Raw genomic sequence first — 15,453 nt, 5'->3', positions numbered from 1 at the left:
TCCCTTATCCCTTCACTAAATCTACTAATGCCAAGTTCAGCTTAAGCACGTTCACCCGCGGCTCTCCGAACACACCCAAGCTTCGGCCTTCTGTCTGCTCCTCAACAAGCTGCTCTAGGGCTGCAGTTGACAACCCTGTCAGCTTACTGATCCGCGGAATCTGGACCATAGCCGACTGCGGGGTAATGTGAGGGTCAAGACCGGATCCCGAATTCGTGATCAGATCGATCGGAAGCTCGCTAACGGGAACATCCGGATTATTCTTCTTCCACGCCTCGATCGACTCCTTCGTCCTCTCCAGCATATCTGGATTCGACGGAGCATAGTTGTTCGAGCCTGATGCTTCGGCTTTATACTCAATACTCGATACCCGGCCATGGAAGTACTTCGGGTCTGTGAAGGATTGCCCGATCAGTTCCGAGCCGATTACCTCACCCACGCTGTTCTCGATCAGGCTGCCATTCGCTTTACCCGGCATCAGCAACTGAGCCAACCCTGTGCTCACAAGCGGGTATATGATTCCGCACAACACCAGAAACACCAAGCTCACTCGAAGCACTACACCAAGCGAAAACCTCGCCGAGTTATCTATATCTTGATCTTTATCTTTTGTTCCATCTGCGTTCATACCAACACATCCTCCTTCTCCATCTCTTTCTCCAGCCTAGATCCACACATGAACGGCAAGATCAATGGCTTTAATCCCGATAAAAGGCACGATTACCCCGCCAAGGCCATAGATCAGGATGTTCCGCTGCAGCAGCTTGACCGAGCTCATCGGTTTATAAGCCACGCCCCGCATCGCGAGCGGAATCAACAACGGAATAATGATGGCATTGAAGATCAACGCCGATAGAATCGCCGATAGCGGCGAGCCGAGCTTCATGATGTTCAACGCCTCCATCTGCGGGATGGCCAGCGTGAACATCGCGGGAATGATCGCGAAGTATTTCGCGACATCGTTAGCGATACTGAAGGTAGTCAAGGCACCGCGCGTCATAAGCAGCTGCTTGCCAATCGCGACGACCTCAATAATCTTGGACGGATCAGAGTCCAGGTCCACCATGTTAGCGGCTTCCTTGGCTGCGGTCGTACCGCTATTCATTGCCAGCCCCACATCCGCCTGGGCTAGTGCCGGGGCATCATTCGTGCCATCGCCGGTCATAGCTACCAGCTTCCCTTCCGCCTGCTCGCGGCGAATGACGGCAATCTTATCCTCCGGCTTGCTCTCCGCGATAAAGTCATCCACTCCCGCTTCGCGGGCTATTGTCGCTGCTGTCAACGGGTTGTCTCCCGTACACATCACAGTTTTGATACCCATTTTGCGAAGCTGCTCGAATCGTTCCTTCATCCCAGGCTTAACAGTATCCTTCAAATAAATAAGCCCTACAATTGATCCATCTACTGCTACAGCAAGCGGCGTACCGCCTTCCGATGCAATGGCGTTTCCCTTCGTCTCGAGATCAGACGGAACTTCGCCGCCCTGTGCCAGAACCCACTTTCTCACGGCATCCACAGCACCCTTACGCACTTTGCGTCCATCCGTCAGGTTGATCCCGCTCATCCTGGTTTCGGCCTTGAACTCTACGAACTCACCGCCTTCAGCGAGCGTACTATCATAACTGCTCTCCTGTTTCTTCAGCAGCTCCAGCACAGAGCGTCCTTCCGGTGTCTCATCCTTAACCGAGCTGATCGCCGCCCACTGGGCAACCGTATTAACCGTCTCCGACCCGACTGGGACGAATTCACTAGCCATCCGATTGCCGAATGTGATCGTTCCCGTTTTATCCAGAATCATGGTGTTAATATCACCCGCCGCTTCGACCGCTTTCCCAGACATAGCGAGTACATTAAACTGAGTCACACGATCCATCCCCGCTATTCCAATCGCTGACAACAAGCCTCCAATCGTTGTAGGAATCAGGCAGACCAGCAAGGCAATCAAAACAGGAACCTCCAGCTCTACACCGACATAACTGGCAATTGGGGCTAATGTTGCTACAACGATAAGGAAGATCACCGTGAGACTGATTAATAAGGTGTTCAGAGCAATCTCATTAGGTGTCTTTTGCCTCTTGGAGCCTTCAACTAACGATATCATCCGATCAATAAAAGACTCACCCGGATCACTCGTGATGCGGATTTTGATCTGATCACTGACAACACGCGTACCGCCCGTAACGGAGGAGAAGTCTCCTCCTGCTTCTTTTATCACCGGGGCAGACTCGCCTGTAATGGCTGATTCATCCACCGATGCCAAGCCTTCCACGACATCTCCATCGCCTGGGATCATTTCTCCTTGAGAGACAACTACCAGATCGCCTTTACGAAGCTCCGTAGAAGGAACCTGTTTCACTCCAGAGCTTACAACTTTATTGGCAGTGATCTCACGTTTGCTTTTTTTCAAAGAATCCGCCTGGGCCTTTCCTCTGCCCTCAGCCAGCGCCTCAGCGAAGTTCGCGAACAAAAGAGTGAAAAGCAAGATCAGAAACACAAAGATATTAAAGCCCAGCCTGTGCTCTGTTCCGAAGTAACCCGGGAATATAGTCATAACTAGAACAATAAACGTACCGGCTTCCACCACGAACATAACTGGATTTTTGAACATGGCAACAGGATTCAGCTTGATGAAGCTGTCCTTAATTGCATTTCGGACGATATCGCCTGACAGCAATTTCTTTTTATTCGTATCCACAATGTTCTCCACCTTTCTCCACGCTTAACGAATCGTCAAATGCTCAGCAATCGGCCCCAATACAATAACAGGCAAGAACGTCAACGCGCCTATGATTAGAACCGTTCCCACCAGAATGCCTACGAATAAGCGATTATCGGTCCTAAAAGTGCCTATCGTCTCAGGAACCCACTGTTTCCGAAGCATAGAGCCGCACACAGCCAGCATGAGCACCATCGAAGCATACCGGCCAAGCAGCATTACGATACCCGTTGATATATTCCAGAAAGGCGTATTATCTGCTAGTCCTTCGAACCCGGATCCATTATTGGCCGCAGACGATGTAAATTCGTACAACACCTGCGAGATCCCGTGAAAAGAAGGATTCGTAATTGCAACCGTACCTAGTTCACTAACAAGAGCCAATGCAGTCGGCGCTAATATGATCAAAGGATGGACCAGAATAGCTGCTGCAATCAGCTTCATCTCGCGTGCTTCGATCTTCCTACCGAGAAATTCGGGTGTCCGACCAACCATCAATCCAGCCAGGAATACGGCTAGAATCGCATACATGAGCATATTGACTAGGCCGACGCCTTTACCCCCAAATACACAGTTAAGCATCATTAATGCAAAAGGAGTGATACTGCCAAGCGGAGTCAAGGTATCATGCATATTATTGACTGTTCCTGTAGTCGCTGCAGTAGTTACCGTTGTAAATAGTGCGGACTGGGCGATGCCGAAGCGGACTTCTTTGCCTTCCATACTGCCTTGCGATGCGTCTATACCTAGCCGGTTCATAACTGGATTCCCGCTCGATTCTGCGGCATAGTTAAGTGATAAGAACCCAATGAACAGAATCATCATCGCCGAGAAAATAACCCAGCCCTGCTTGCGGTTCTTAGCGAACATTCCGAATGTATAAGGAAGCGCAGCAGCCAAACACCACATGGATAAAATCTCAATGACATTCGTAATCGGATTCGGATTCTCATAGGGATGAGCGGAGTTCGCTCCGAAGAAACCTCCCCCGTTCGTACCCAAATGTTTGATCGATTCGAGTGACGCTACCGGCCCTATAGCAATTTGTTGCACCGCGCCTTCCAGAGTCGTTGCTGACAAGGTAGGTTTCAACGTTTGCGGGACTTGCAGGGCAACTAAAGCAATTGTCACGACAAAAGCCAGCGGAAGAAACACCCTTGTATGAGCCTTCACGAAATCCTCGAAGAAATTCCCTATTGTATGTCCCTTGTTGGTGATTCCTCTAATAAAAGCGATCGCAACACACAAGCCTGTAGCAGCAGAAGTAAACATCATCATCGTTATGACCGCGATCTGCGAGAAATAAGACAAGCCCGTTTCCCCGCTATAATGCTGAAGATTCGTGTTGGTCATAAAGCTGATCACCGTATTGAACGTAAGCGAGTTTCCCATACCGGCAATTCCATTCGGATTGAGAGGCAGGTTCCCTTGCAGCCTGAGAATAAGATAACTAACCACCATCAAAACAATGTTCATGCCTATGAAACTAATTGCGTATGTCTTCCATGTCATGCCCTTACGTTCTCTGAGTCCAATGATTGAATAGATCGGTCTCTCCAACCAGTTGAACCAGCGGTCCGTTCGGTTCGTCTCATTCGAGAACACATGGAACAGATAAGATCCGAGCGGCTTAACAAGCAGAACAAGCAACACAATGACAATACCCATTTGTATAATCCCCATCGCTAACAAAACTCCTCCCAAGGGACGCTATTACTCAGCGACTCCTTCATTTCCTTCATGCCCTACAGCGTTTCTGTCAGAAATGAAACCTCATTACTATGCGTATGAATGACATAAGTTGCTCCTAGCCCTTTGTATATAAGCCGAGGACGACTCTCCAGTGTAATCACATAGATTGGCTTCGCAGTCCATGTCCGACATATCTGGATATACCGACAGCACAAGGTTTGGCTTGTTTCGAAGAGGAACACTTTCCCGACAGGAAAATCAGGAAGACTCCAGGTCGATTGGTCAATTGTGTCCAGCAATATCCAATCTTTTGCCCCAATTTCCTTATATTTATCCCTTTCGGCTTTATTGTTGACCAATAGAGCAAATGGAAGCTTCATTCGCATTACTTCACGTACAAATACTTCTCCCGCTTTGTTCGGTGCAGAAATGAGTATTCTTTCCGTCTGTGATCCCATTCTTAGTTTCCTCCTGTACACTTTTAAGGCAACAAAAAAGAAGCCTGCGGAAGAGGTGAACTCTTCTCGCGGCTTCATTCATGCACAGCCAAACAGACCGTGCCTTGCCACGACAATCGTTTCCTCTCTCAATACGCTTACGAGGTTAGCTGTCGGATTCGGGCTTGAGAGTTGCCCTACTCATCTAGGAAGCGAACCTATCACTAAAGGCTGCTTTCATGCTTGAGATTCACCCCTGGGAGCACGTTCACTCTGCACGATCTTGCTGCGATACGAGCTCAGGCTACCTGTTGGTTCCCCCGTTCCTTTTCCATTCAAGGACTCAGCGATTCATTCATTTCACTTCATTTACTTCAATTAACTTCACACCAAAAAACCACAGAGGCGTAAGCCCCGTGGTCGCATTAGCCGATCACAAGCTTCATCATCCTCTCTACATCTGCTTACGAGGTTAGCTGTCGGATTCGGACGGTGAGAGTCGCCCTACTCGAGTTACAGGATTCATGGTTCCTTGTCCCTCGAGATTCACCCCATGCCATGCCTATAACGGCTCTCACACCGTCCAGACATCGCTTATATTGGTTCCCCCGTATTCCTGACGTGCAGGAATTTCAGCGATTCACAATAAAACTTTCGCTATGAATCATGAGACGTATCATACGCCTGAGCCGTTCCAGTGTAAAGAATAGCTGATTTTGAAAATAAACCATTCCAGACTTTTATAGGGACCATACACCCATTTATCTCCGTAATTCTCTATATAAGTCTCTATTTCTCCTGATATTATTCCTTTTATGAAATAACTAGCAATCGCAAGGAACCGCCTTATATTCAAAGCCATTCCGAATTGATTTCGCTTTCATTCCGCAAATTATCCCGAAATTGACTCTGTATCACCTTCATTGAGGTTTTACTTTGCTTATCCCTGAGCGTAAGATTCACATTAATTTACAATTTCTTGACCCTGCTTCATGTTTGTTGATTATGTTTATATGAATTCATATGACCTTAAATCGGACTAGGAGTGTGACTAAGGAATGCTTGCAGAATCTGTTGATCCCTATCTGGATCCTATCGCTAACATCCATTTTATTCATCAAACCCCTTCCATCCGCAGAATTAGCACCATGGAACTCTTTCTATTTGAATATAAAAGCTGTATGTTAAAAATAACTAGCGGCGGTGTTAATGGTTGGGGAGAATGTGTTCTGCCTGAGGGCAGCAGCCCGATTAATCTCGTTCGATGGGGCGGGGTATTCGTCGATCTGAAGGGGTTATGCTTGTCAGAATGCCTTCTTCATATTAGAGACAAGGAAATGAGCTGGGGCGCAGAACGGTGTCAGTTGGCTCAATCTGCTTTGTTCCATCTTGCTTGGCAGATCCAGAATCCGGAATACAGCGCCATTCAAGAGACGGATCGTTCTCCCTTATCACGCCATTATTTGATCGAGCAATCCCAGTCCTATTATTCATTCTGATGGGACACAATGTAGATATAGCCTATTTATAGGAAGTGAACAATCTCGCGATGGACCCATTCAAGCGGAAAACGCCAGAAGAAATTCTACATTCCATCTCCAAGCTGCATCAGGGAAAATTGAAAATTATTATCGGCGCAGTCAGCGGTTCTGGCAAAACTTATCATATGCTGCGCGAAGGTCAGCAATTGAAGCGGGAGGGCATTGATGTCGTGATCTGTGCGGTGTCTACTTCACGGCGGCCGGAAACAGTTGAACAACTGGCTGATCTGGAGAGAGTTCCTAGCATACGTTGGATGGACGGAGACATCGAACGGAAGGATCTCAACCTGGACGAGCTGCTTGTGCGCAACCCCGAAGCCGTTCTCGTAGATAGTCTCGCTCATCGGAACCGGAAGCAGGCCCAGTTCGCAACACGTCTCCAAGATATCCGTTTTTTGCTCGGTCACGGCATTAGCATAATTACGACTATTAATGTATATGAGTTGGCCGGTGTAGACTCCCTTGCGAAGGAATGGACAGGCGTACAAGCAGAATGTACAGTACCTATTGATACGTTGGAGTTGGCTGATGAAGTCCGATTGATAGATGTATCTCCTGAAACACTGCTCAAGCGCGTGGAGGAAGGGAACGTTACGAGCAATCGGAGCAGCGCCTTGTTCCAGAGAGGGAATCTGGCGGTCCTAAGAGAGCTGGCGCTTCGTCTGGTAGCTGAGGATGTGAATGATTCGCTTGTAAAGTATCGCGAGGAGCTCGGACTTGTCGGTCCATCAGGAGCATCGGAACGCATTCTTGTATCGGTGCAATATCATTGGAACAGCTCTATATATATTCGCCGCGGACAGCAAATCGCCAGAAGACTGAATGCAGAATTGCTGGTTGTTACTTTTGTCCGTCCGAATCGTGAATTGTCTGCTGAAATGGCTGCTTTCAAGAGATCCATCCTCAGGTTGGTCGATAAAGTACAAGCCGAGTACGAAGAGCTCCCTTTCCCTTCAAGACGACTGCTTCCTTCTGTGTTGCTTCGTTATGCGCTTGAGCATCATGCAACAAGGATCGTTCTGGGGCATTCGAGGCAGTCTCGTTGGCAGGAATTGCTGCAAGGATCAATTGGTAATAAGCTGCTCCGAAGAGCACATAATATCGATATTTTTCTGGTTGCAGATAGTGCTCTGCGCGAAGGCGAACGTATTCTTCCCGCCAAGGTCGCCCCTCCGAAGGAAGCTGGACTTTTTCGCAGACTGTCCACTGTAGAAGTAGAACATAAGATCAATGAAATCACTAGAGGGCATTTTAAAATTCTCATAGGGGCAGCTCCAGGTGTGGGCAAAACCTATGCGATGCTGAGAGAAGGAAACGCCCTGTTGGGCAAAGGGATAGACGTAGTCATTGGACTATTGGAAACACATGGCCGAGAAGAGACGGCTGATCAAGTCGGACAATTGGCTCAGATTGCACGGGCAACCGTGATTTATCAAGGCGTTGAGCTTGAAGAAATGGACACCGATGCCATTATCGCCCGCGATCCAGAAGTCGTCCTTATCGATGAGCTGGCGCATACTAATATCCCGGGATGGCATACTAAAAAACGATTCGAGGATGTTATCCGCATTTTGGAAGCTGGTATCTCAGTTATCGCGACTGTGAATGTGCAGCATCTGGAGAGCTTGAATGATGCTGTTGAGCAAATAACAGGCATTCGTGTGAGAGAAACGGTGCCGGATTACATGTTAAGAATGGCTGACGAAGTAGAGTTGATTGACATTACCCCTCAGTCGCTGCAGCAGCGTATGCGGGAAGGGCGAATATACGCTTTAGAAAAAGTGAATCAAGCGCTCGGGGCCTTCTTCAAGATCGGCAACCTGATCGCGCTTCGAGAGCTAGCCCTGCGCGAAATCGCAGACGATGTGGATGAACGGTTGGAGGCGTGGCAGCGTAAAAACGCTTTGCGGGGACCTTGGCGGAGAAAAGAAGTCATATTCGTATGTGTGAATCTGAATGCACACTCTGAGAAATTAATTCGGAGAGGCTTCCGAATCGCTCATCGATTGAAGGCCACTTGGTATGTAGCCTATACGGATGATGGACGCTCCAAAACAGCGGAGTCCAAAAAGAAGCTAGCCGCCATTCGAGATTTGACCGAACGTTTAGGCGGGATTTTCATGGCGATGCAGGTCAAGAATCGCAGTCAAGTCCCGGACGTAATCGTGCAACACACAACACAATTCAAGGCAACACAGCTTATAGTGGGACAGCCTCTTAAGCCTAAGTGGTGGTCACTGCGACGTTCTTCTGTAGTCCATCATTTGCTGCGCAAGGCTCGCCATATCGACATGCTGATCGTGGCCGACTTCAATCAACAATTAACGATCGAGCCCAAGTAGCCAACACTGGACTTTACAAACATAAGTGTTGAAGATGTTGATTTATGACCCCGAATAGGGGATAATAAATAAGTAATCTACATAACTATTAGGAGGTAATCACCCAATGGCACATCAATTACCAGCACTCCCTTACGCCAACAACGCACTGGAGCCTCATATCGACGAACAAACGATGATGATCCACCACGATCGTCACCACAACGCTTATGTTACGAACTTGAATGCAGCTCTTGAAGGTCATGCTGAGCTTCAAGCTAAGAGCATCGACGAGCTGATCGCTGATCTGAACAGCGTACCTGAGAACATCCGCGCAGCTGTTCGCAACAATGGCGGCGGACACGCTAACCACTCCTTGTTCTGGGAAGTTATCGGTCCTAACGGCGGCGGACAACCATCCGGCGCATTGGCTGATGCCATCGCCAACGAGCTTGGCGGATTCGACAAGTTCAAAGAAGATTTCGCCAAAGCAGGCGCAACTCGTTTCGGTAGCGGTTGGGCATGGTTAAGCGTAAAAGACGGTAAATTATCCGTAAGCAGCACTCCTAACCAAGACAGCCCGGTCATGGAAGGCAGCACTCCAATTCTTGGCATGGACGTTTGGGAGCATGCTTATTACCTGAAGTATCAGAACAAGCGCCCTGACTACATCGCCGCTTTCTGGAACGTAGTGAACTGGGACGAAGTAGGCAAGCGTTACGAAGCAGCTAAGTAATCTTTGCTTAAGGAACAAGCCAATCTCATTGGGAGATTGGCTTGTTTTCTGTTTATCGGTATTCGAGCTGGCTACGAATCGTCTAAATCGCACAACTCTCTGCTCGTTCGTCAAGCTCCGCTGCTGCTGCTGCTCGGCATAGCGCATGGATACAGCTATCTGTTACGGTTCCAATCCGATCGATAGGAAGGTATGCAAGCTTTCACCGGATTTCACCCAGACAAGCTCCTTCTGGCGATAGATTTCTTCTGATTTAGCCATCCATGGTTCAACACAGATAAACGGCTGACCCTGAATAGTCCAAAGCATTGTGTATTTGAATCCAGGTCCGTAGGTCATTGTTACTGGACGCTCTTCAGCGATAGGGCGGAACGTGATTGTGCCAGACTCCGGCCCATTCAAGCAGACCGTTCCCTCATTGCCGGTCAGATCCACCGTACCGGTGAACGGCTGCAGCTGCCCGCCTTTGCCATCTGTCAGGGTCGATACTTCCGTCTTATATTCGATCTTGAGATCATTGCAGAGGAAATACGGATGAAATCCTGGATACATCGGCATGTCCGAATCGCCAGTGTTCCGATATTCCTGCTGAATGGTCAACAAGGAATTCTCGAGTGTGTAGGTAAAGATTAGTTCAAAATCAAACGGATAGGACTGCTTCGTTTCCGGAGTGCTTTTTACTTTTAAAGTGATGGATGACTCTCTGCCTTCCCGCTCACCTTCCAAAGAATCGACTACTTCCCAAACCATGTCACGCACAACACCGTGGCTATTCATGCGGTATTTGATGCCATTCCACTCGTACTCTCCTTGGACCAGCTGCCCGCTAATGGGGAACAGGATCGGATTGCCGCCGCGAATGTTGGTATTCTTATCCTCGAACGTAGCCTGATTCATGAAAAGCAGCTCTCGTCCTTCAATGACCAGGCTTGTCATAATCCCGCCGCGTTCAGGCGCTATGCCAAATGATGAGTTCGTCTTCGTTTCCTTTACTTCTATGACTCGGAACTTGCTTCCCATATTATATAACCTCCACTCTGATTGTCCGCCAGTGCCTTTTGCGCTGTTAAAACCTACAATTGCCTATAATTAGTTATTCGAGATCATCCGAAAAGTTCCTTTCTAGAGCTAATTCGGAAAAAAGCTGCTTCGGTTCATCGGGTTGTCCGTAATGATTCCTTCCCTGCTTGAATATAATGCAGCGAAGACGAATTATACGGAGGTTCGAAGCCCATGTCCAAAACTAATCGAGGAAAAGCGTTATGGAAGCTGCCATCCAGGGGCAGAGGAACATGCCCGGTATGCGGCTCTACAAGAATTAAGCTGTTGTACACCCGAACGTTGCAGGACGGGCAGAAAACAAAAGTTTGTAAAAGATGCCGCACTCAAGTGTAGGCGGTAAGCCAAACGGTCGATATCCGCACGCTCTCAGCAAAAAAAGAGGAACTCAAAGTTCCTTTTTTTTGTGTAGAGGCTGCTTTGTGGGCATGTTGAGTTTATCTACTATTAGTGAAGGTGACTTTACTAATAGTAAACTCAGCTTAACTAATCAAATGAAAATCAAGCGTTTAGGCGTAATTAGTAAAGCAAACTTTACTATTAGTTAACCTGGCTTTGGGAATAGTTAAGTTTGGTTAACTGTTTCGCTCGGCAAGGTGGGAGAGTCACAATATAGTTAGATTTCCTTTACTATTAGTTAGCTTTGATTTACAACATTGGTCTCGATTGCTCGAATTCGTTGTGTGTTTCCCACCATACTCATGCATAAAGTAGCTGTTCTTTCCTCCTAACCTTCTGCTTTATCGTTGCCAGTGTTTTTGGGGATTATAGTGGCACGCTGCTTACCGATTAGCCATGTTACTACTGGCTATTTTGGCCATTTCGTCCCTTAGGCACAATTTAGCCCATCTGACTATCCCCTATTTCCGCATTTTTAACTGATATTCCTTAAAACCAGGCAAATAACCAGTAGTAAAACTTGCTATCCCATAAAAACCCGTCTTTTCCGCCCCAATACCTATACTAGCACTGGCTAACTGTTCTCCACAGGACCTAAGGAGTAACACTGAGCTAATCTAATCGGAGCTAGATCAGTGAGTAAGTGAAATTAGTAAAGATAACTCTTTAGAGCATAACACTACGCTAACTCACCAAAACTCACCTCGCCTCACTGCATGCGCCTCTGTAAGCCCCCCACTACACTTGCCAGTTATTTGCGGGAATTGTGTATCTCACTAATGATCCGCAAGAAAACATTAGGAAATGCATATCGTTCCATATCCGCGACACTTATCCATTTATACCCTGGTGCGAGATCTCCTGCTCCGGACAATCCAACAGTTTCTTCAGCTCCTGCTATTACTGTTTCTCCTGTTTCTCCTGTTTCTCCCGTTCCACCTGCTGCCCCTGAACCTGCCGCTTCAGCTGTCTCATCGGCTCCCATTCGTTCCTCATCTGATCCAACTGCATCAATCTGTTGATCAATGAATTTACACTTGTACACGTCCAGCTCCCATTGGATGTGGCTGAAGGTATGCTCGGCTTCCATAATCCACTCTTCGGGTTCCACGATTAGTCCGAATTGGTCAGCGAGTTTATCGCGCAACAGCTCTTCATCCTTGCTGAGCTGCCTTTGCTGTTCCACGGCTTGAGCAATTTTAACGAGTCTAGTGCCATCAGCACCATTAGCCTCGCCGTTGTCAATGCCTATCATCAGGCCAGCATAGCTGACGTTGTCATAGCCGCTGTCCGCTGGCTCAGCCACCAGGCCGGCGCCAGGCTCGCCCGCGAAGCCGCGGCCGCGGCCCTCGCCGCCAGCGCTGGCGGCCTTGCGCCCGCGGCGCTTCGCGCCTGCTGCCGCAGCCAGCGCCTGCGGCGCCTCCACTCCCGCCACATGCGGGAGTTCCCACATGCGCGCCAGCAGCCCGTCCTGCGGTCGCTGGCGGATCAAGAACCGGCCCCGGTGCTCACCGGTGCCTTCAACAAAAGCAACGAGGCGGGATTCCGGCCGCGGCGGCTTCGCCTTCGTCTTGACCGGAAGCGCCTCGACCATACCCTCCACCCGCGCGGCGCAATGCTCCATCACGGGGCAAGTCAAACAACTGGGCGACTTCGGCGTACACACCGTCGCCCCCAGCTCCATAAGCGCTTGATTGAAATCGCGCGCTTCCTCTTCCGGGATGAGCGTCTTCGCCAGCCCCTCTATACGAATGCGTGTGGACGGCTTCGCGATATCGTCCTGCAGCAGGAAGAAGCGTGACAACACGCGCATCACATTCCCGTCTACAGCGGGTTCCGGCTTATTGTAGGCAATGCTGAGTATCGCCCCGGCTGTATACGGACCGACGCCTTTCAACGACGACACCGCTGCCAAAGTATCTGGCACGATCCCGCCATGCAACTCCTTCACTTGGCGCACGGCTGCTTGCAAATTACGGGCGCGCGAGTAATAACCAAGCCCTTCCCATAGCTTCAGCACCTCTTCTTCGGGTGCATCGGCTAACGCCTCAATAGTAGGAAACTTGTCCAGGAAACGATTATAGTAAGGAATAACAGTATCCACACGGGTTTGCTGCAGCATAACCTCCGAGATCCAAATGTAATAAGGATTGCGGCTGCGGCGCCAGGGCAAATCCCGGTGATGCCTTTTATACCATTGTAATAAGGGGTCAGAGAACGTGAATAATGGATTCGTAGATTGATTCATGACGGCTCCTCTATGTTACTAATTGCAGGTCTGAACTTAGGTCCAAATCGACCGGCTTCAATGCTATACTATAGGTAACGAACGCTTTAAATGTTGCAAGCATGAATCCCACCTCAAAAAGGGAGGCTGAATATGCTCACGCTTGGTGAAATCGCAGCTCAGCTCAATCGGTTCGTCTTCTCCCTACAGCTGATCGGCCATCAGAAGACAGATGCTGCCTGGTCGCAGCAGCTTCGAACCATTCGTCACCATTCTTTTTGGCTGATTGTTAAGGGAAAAGGCACTTTCAATATCAACGGAACGCTTTATCCCGCAGAGCCTGGCAAGCTGTTCTTCTTTGCTCCAGGCATGCAAGTCCTGAGAAGTGCAGATCCGGAGAACCCTATGGAATATTACTTCGTACGTTATCATTATAAAGAAACCTACGAGGAGAAGGAACAGTGGATTTCCAGAAGCTCTGTTGAATGCGCGTTTCCTCTGCAGGGGATGTATGCGATGCAAAATACGCCCCAGCTCATTTATTTGGTAGAGCAGCTGTTCGCACTATGGCAGCGCCGCGGACATATGACAGCCATGCGCCGCAAAATATTGCTGCACGAGTTTTTCCTGGCTCTTTTGCAGGATCTGCGTGCTCAAAAAATTGCAGGAGATACTACAGCGGCGATCGAGTTCACCCAGGAATTTATGGCCCAGCATTATCAAGAGCCGCTTACCCTGGAGCAGCTAGCCCAGTTAGCAGGTCTCAGTGTCAGCCATTATTCCAGGTTATTCAAGAAATATATCGGGTACAGCCCGATCGACTTCCTCACCCATTTGCGCATGGACCGTGCTAAAGAGCTGTTAGTTTTATCAGACTATCGCTTAAAGTCCATTGCAGGCAGTGTCGGGTATGTTGATGAGTTTTATTTCAGCCGGATTTTCAAAAAAGTAGTAGGCTTCTCCCCCCGTGACTATGCCAAAAAACATAGGGCAGAACCTGGCCAGTGATGAACGCACCCTTTATTTCACATCATTTCGGACAAGTAGTAAGCTGCTTTGGCCAAACCGTTATGCTTGCTCGAGGTGATGAGAGATGGATAATCAATACATTCACAAATATATATGCATCCATCAAAAAAGTACCGGTTTCCGCCCTTCAGCAGAAACCGGTACTAATTGTGTTTATCTTATTCCACTTGGCATAACGATCCGGCGATATATCTCGTACCGTCGACCAGATAATAGTAATACGTGATAAGCACGCGGCCGTCCGCAAGCAGTACCGCGCTTGTATACCCAATATCGCTTCCCAGGCCGTCGTCGCGAATCACGGATTCCGTCGCGGAGCCGAGATCGGTACATTCGGCGTCTAGCACGTACGCACGAATGCCGAACGGCTTGTTGCGATAGCCGTAATTCAATAGAACGCGTCCATCTGCAAGCCGGAGAGCGTTGAACGGGCTCGGCGAATAAATCGGCCACATCTTAACCGTGCTCCATGTGCGTCCGCCGTCCATCGACTCTGACGTAAACAACGGCGACGCCGATTGCTCTTCCCCCGGCTGCTTGTTCAGCTTCACGCTGCGGATGAACAGCACCAATTTGCCTGCCTCTGTCTTATACAGATTCGGTTCGTGGAAATGGTATTGCCCTTCGTAGCCAGGGATGACGGCCGCGCGCTCCCATGTACCCCCGCGATTCTCCGTTCTTCCAACGACCACATTGAAGGTGTCGCCATCTTGCTCGTAGAACGGCGCTAATATAGACCCGTCTTCCACCTCCACACTGTTCCCGCGAATCACGACATCGCCAAGGTCTACAAGGGCCGGAGTATCCCACGTCAGTCCCCCGTCAACAGAACGGATCGAATAGCAGCCGGCCATTCGTCCGATCCAGCGATCCATGACGCGATGCCAGGTGCCTGCCTTTAACTCTGAGGGAGCATCGGTTTGCTCATACACCTTCCAAGTGAAATAAGTGACGAACAGAGAACCGTCCTGCAGTACGTTAAGACACGGATCCTGCACGCCGTGGAAAAAATCGTCCCAAATAACCGTAGGCTTTGAATCCCAAACGATGCCGTCTGCCGACCCGATCGAAACCGCCTTCGAGGATGCATCCACATGTGTAACTGCTCCATCGTATGCGTCGCGTCGATCAGGGGCCTGGCGGAAGCCGAGCCGGAACGTTCCGTCATGAAGCGGGACTACAGTCGGGAACGTATTGTAATGCTCATCCTTATAAATTTCCATATGTGCAATCGTAGTTACTTTGGCCATCGTATAACCCTCCTTGAAATGCCGAACTTGTATTCACTTATAGTGG

At 49.1% G+C, this 15,453-nt stretch carries 13 protein-coding genes and 2 riboswitches; of the genes, 6 read left to right on the top strand and 7 right to left on the bottom strand.

All coding sequences use genetic code 11. From position 1 onward, the window contains the following. Positions 1-4: 4 nt before the first annotated feature. From kdpC to AC58QD_RS23840, 4 genes are all read right to left on the bottom strand, one after another. Entirely contained in the window at positions 5-628 is a 624-nt protein-coding gene (gene kdpC, locus AC58QD_RS23855) for a potassium-transporting ATPase subunit KdpC (protein WP_497337518.1), read from the bottom strand. A 36-nt stretch (positions 629-664) separates the two neighbouring features. Beyond that, positions 665-2,698 carry a potassium-transporting ATPase subunit KdpB gene (gene kdpB / locus AC58QD_RS23850; RefSeq protein WP_497337631.1) on the bottom strand — a complete coding sequence of 678 codons (2,034 nt, stop codon included), beginning with the start codon at positions 2,696-2,698 and terminating at the stop codon, positions 665-667. Between the two features lie 21 nt (positions 2,699-2,719). Further along, positions 2,720-4,399 carry a potassium-transporting ATPase subunit KdpA gene (gene kdpA, locus AC58QD_RS23845; protein ID WP_497337517.1) on the bottom strand — a complete coding sequence of 560 codons (1,680 nt, stop codon included), beginning with the start codon at positions 4,397-4,399 and terminating at the stop codon, positions 2,720-2,722. Positions 4,400-4,461: 62 nt separating this feature from the next. Beyond that, positions 4,462-4,866 (bottom strand): hypothetical protein, encoded by a 405-nt coding sequence (locus tag AC58QD_RS23840; RefSeq protein ID WP_497337516.1) that lies wholly within the window; start codon positions 4,864-4,866, stop codon positions 4,462-4,464. A 118-nt stretch (positions 4,867-4,984) separates the two neighbouring features. Then, positions 4,985-5,204: riboswitch (cyclic di-AMP (ydaO/yuaA leader) on the bottom strand. An 86-nt stretch (positions 5,205-5,290) separates the two neighbouring features. Continuing rightward, positions 5,291-5,493: riboswitch (cyclic di-AMP (ydaO/yuaA leader) on the bottom strand. A gap of 410 nt (positions 5,494-5,903) precedes the next feature. Between AC58QD_RS23840 and AC58QD_RS23835 the strand changes: the two genes are divergently transcribed. From AC58QD_RS23835 to AC58QD_RS23820, 4 genes are all read left to right on the top strand, one after another. Then, a complete protein-coding gene (locus AC58QD_RS23835; RefSeq protein WP_497337515.1) occupies positions 5,904-6,344 on the top strand; it encodes a hypothetical protein in 441 nt (146 codons plus the stop codon). 50 nt (positions 6,345-6,394) lie between these two features. Further along, a complete protein-coding gene (locus AC58QD_RS23830) occupies positions 6,395-8,728 on the top strand; it encodes a histidine kinase (RefSeq protein WP_497337514.1) in 2,334 nt (777 codons plus the stop codon). A gap of 106 nt (positions 8,729-8,834) precedes the next feature. Next, positions 8,835-9,443, top strand: a complete 609-nt coding sequence (locus tag AC58QD_RS23825; RefSeq protein ID WP_497337513.1) for a superoxide dismutase — start codon at positions 8,835-8,837, stop codon at positions 9,441-9,443. A gap of 3 nt (positions 9,444-9,446) precedes the next feature. Further along, positions 9,447-9,629 carry a hypothetical protein gene (locus tag AC58QD_RS23820; RefSeq protein WP_497337512.1) on the top strand — a complete coding sequence of 61 codons (183 nt, stop codon included), beginning with the start codon at positions 9,447-9,449 and terminating at the stop codon, positions 9,627-9,629. Here AC58QD_RS23820 and AC58QD_RS23815 read toward each other — a convergent pair. Further along, positions 9,606-10,463, bottom strand: coding sequence for an aldose epimerase family protein (locus AC58QD_RS23815; RefSeq protein ID WP_497337511.1), 858 nt, complete (start codon positions 10,461-10,463; stop codon positions 9,606-9,608). The two genes, AC58QD_RS23820 and AC58QD_RS23815, sit on opposite strands and share 24 nt — an antisense overlap. 213 nt (positions 10,464-10,676) lie before the next feature. Here AC58QD_RS23815 and AC58QD_RS23810 point away from each other — a divergent pair, with 213 nt between their 5' ends. Continuing rightward, positions 10,677-10,838, top strand: coding sequence for a hypothetical protein (locus AC58QD_RS23810; RefSeq protein ID WP_497337510.1), 162 nt, complete (start codon positions 10,677-10,679; stop codon positions 10,836-10,838). Positions 10,839-11,652: 814 nt separating this feature from the next. On the opposite strand, the gene mutY is transcribed toward AC58QD_RS23810, so the two are convergent. Beyond that, complete coding sequence (gene mutY, locus AC58QD_RS23805) at positions 11,653-13,149, bottom strand: A/G-specific adenine glycosylase (protein WP_497337509.1); 1,497 nt, start codon at positions 13,147-13,149, stop codon at positions 11,653-11,655. 132 nt (positions 13,150-13,281) lie between these two features. Between mutY and AC58QD_RS23800 the strand changes: the two genes are divergently transcribed. After that, entirely contained in the window at positions 13,282-14,136 is an 855-nt protein-coding gene (locus AC58QD_RS23800) for an AraC family transcriptional regulator (RefSeq protein WP_497337508.1), read from the top strand. Between the two features lie 179 nt (positions 14,137-14,315). Here AC58QD_RS23800 and AC58QD_RS23795 read toward each other — a convergent pair whose 3' ends face one another. Continuing rightward, on the bottom strand, positions 14,316-15,407 hold the full coding sequence (locus AC58QD_RS23795) for an exo-alpha-sialidase (RefSeq protein WP_497337507.1): 1,092 nt from the start codon (positions 15,405-15,407) through the stop codon (positions 14,316-14,318). Positions 15,408-15,453 lie beyond the last annotated feature (46 nt).

The organism is Paenibacillus sp. J2R1T-4 (assembly GCF_059692235.1).
The sequence above is the reverse complement of the archived record's forward strand: the minus strand, read 5'-3'. Positions and strand labels throughout refer to the sequence as shown.

Bases quoted from the DNA above. Each gene is read 5' to 3' on its own strand.
- kdpC (WP_497337518.1), bottom strand. From the start codon at position 628: ATGAACGCAGATGGAACAAAAGATAAAGATCAAGATATAGATAACTCG.
- kdpA (WP_497337517.1), bottom strand. From the start codon at position 4,399: ATGGGGATTATACAAATGGGTATTGTCATTGTGTTGCTTGTTCTGCTT.
- AC58QD_RS23840 (WP_497337516.1), bottom strand. From the start codon at position 4,866: ATGGGATCACAGACGGAAAGAATACTCATTTCTGCACCGAACAAAGCG.
- AC58QD_RS23835 (WP_497337515.1), top strand. From the start codon at position 5,904: ATGCTTGCAGAATCTGTTGATCCCTATCTGGATCCTATCGCTAACATC.
- AC58QD_RS23830 (WP_497337514.1), top strand. From the start codon at position 6,395: ATGGACCCATTCAAGCGGAAAACGCCAGAAGAAATTCTACATTCCATC.
- AC58QD_RS23825 (WP_497337513.1), top strand. From the start codon at position 8,835: ATGGCACATCAATTACCAGCACTCCCTTACGCCAACAACGCACTGGAG.
- AC58QD_RS23815 (WP_497337511.1), bottom strand. From the start codon at position 10,463: ATGGGAAGCAAGTTCCGAGTCATAGAAGTAAAGGAAACGAAGACGAAC.
- AC58QD_RS23810 (WP_497337510.1), top strand. From the start codon at position 10,677: ATGTCCAAAACTAATCGAGGAAAAGCGTTATGGAAGCTGCCATCCAGG.
- mutY (WP_497337509.1), bottom strand. From the start codon at position 13,149: ATGAATCAATCTACGAATCCATTATTCACGTTCTCTGACCCCTTATTA.
- AC58QD_RS23800 (WP_497337508.1), top strand. From the start codon at position 13,282: ATGCTCACGCTTGGTGAAATCGCAGCTCAGCTCAATCGGTTCGTCTTC.
- AC58QD_RS23795 (WP_497337507.1), bottom strand. From the start codon at position 15,407: ATGGCCAAAGTAACTACGATTGCACATATGGAAATTTATAAGGATGAG.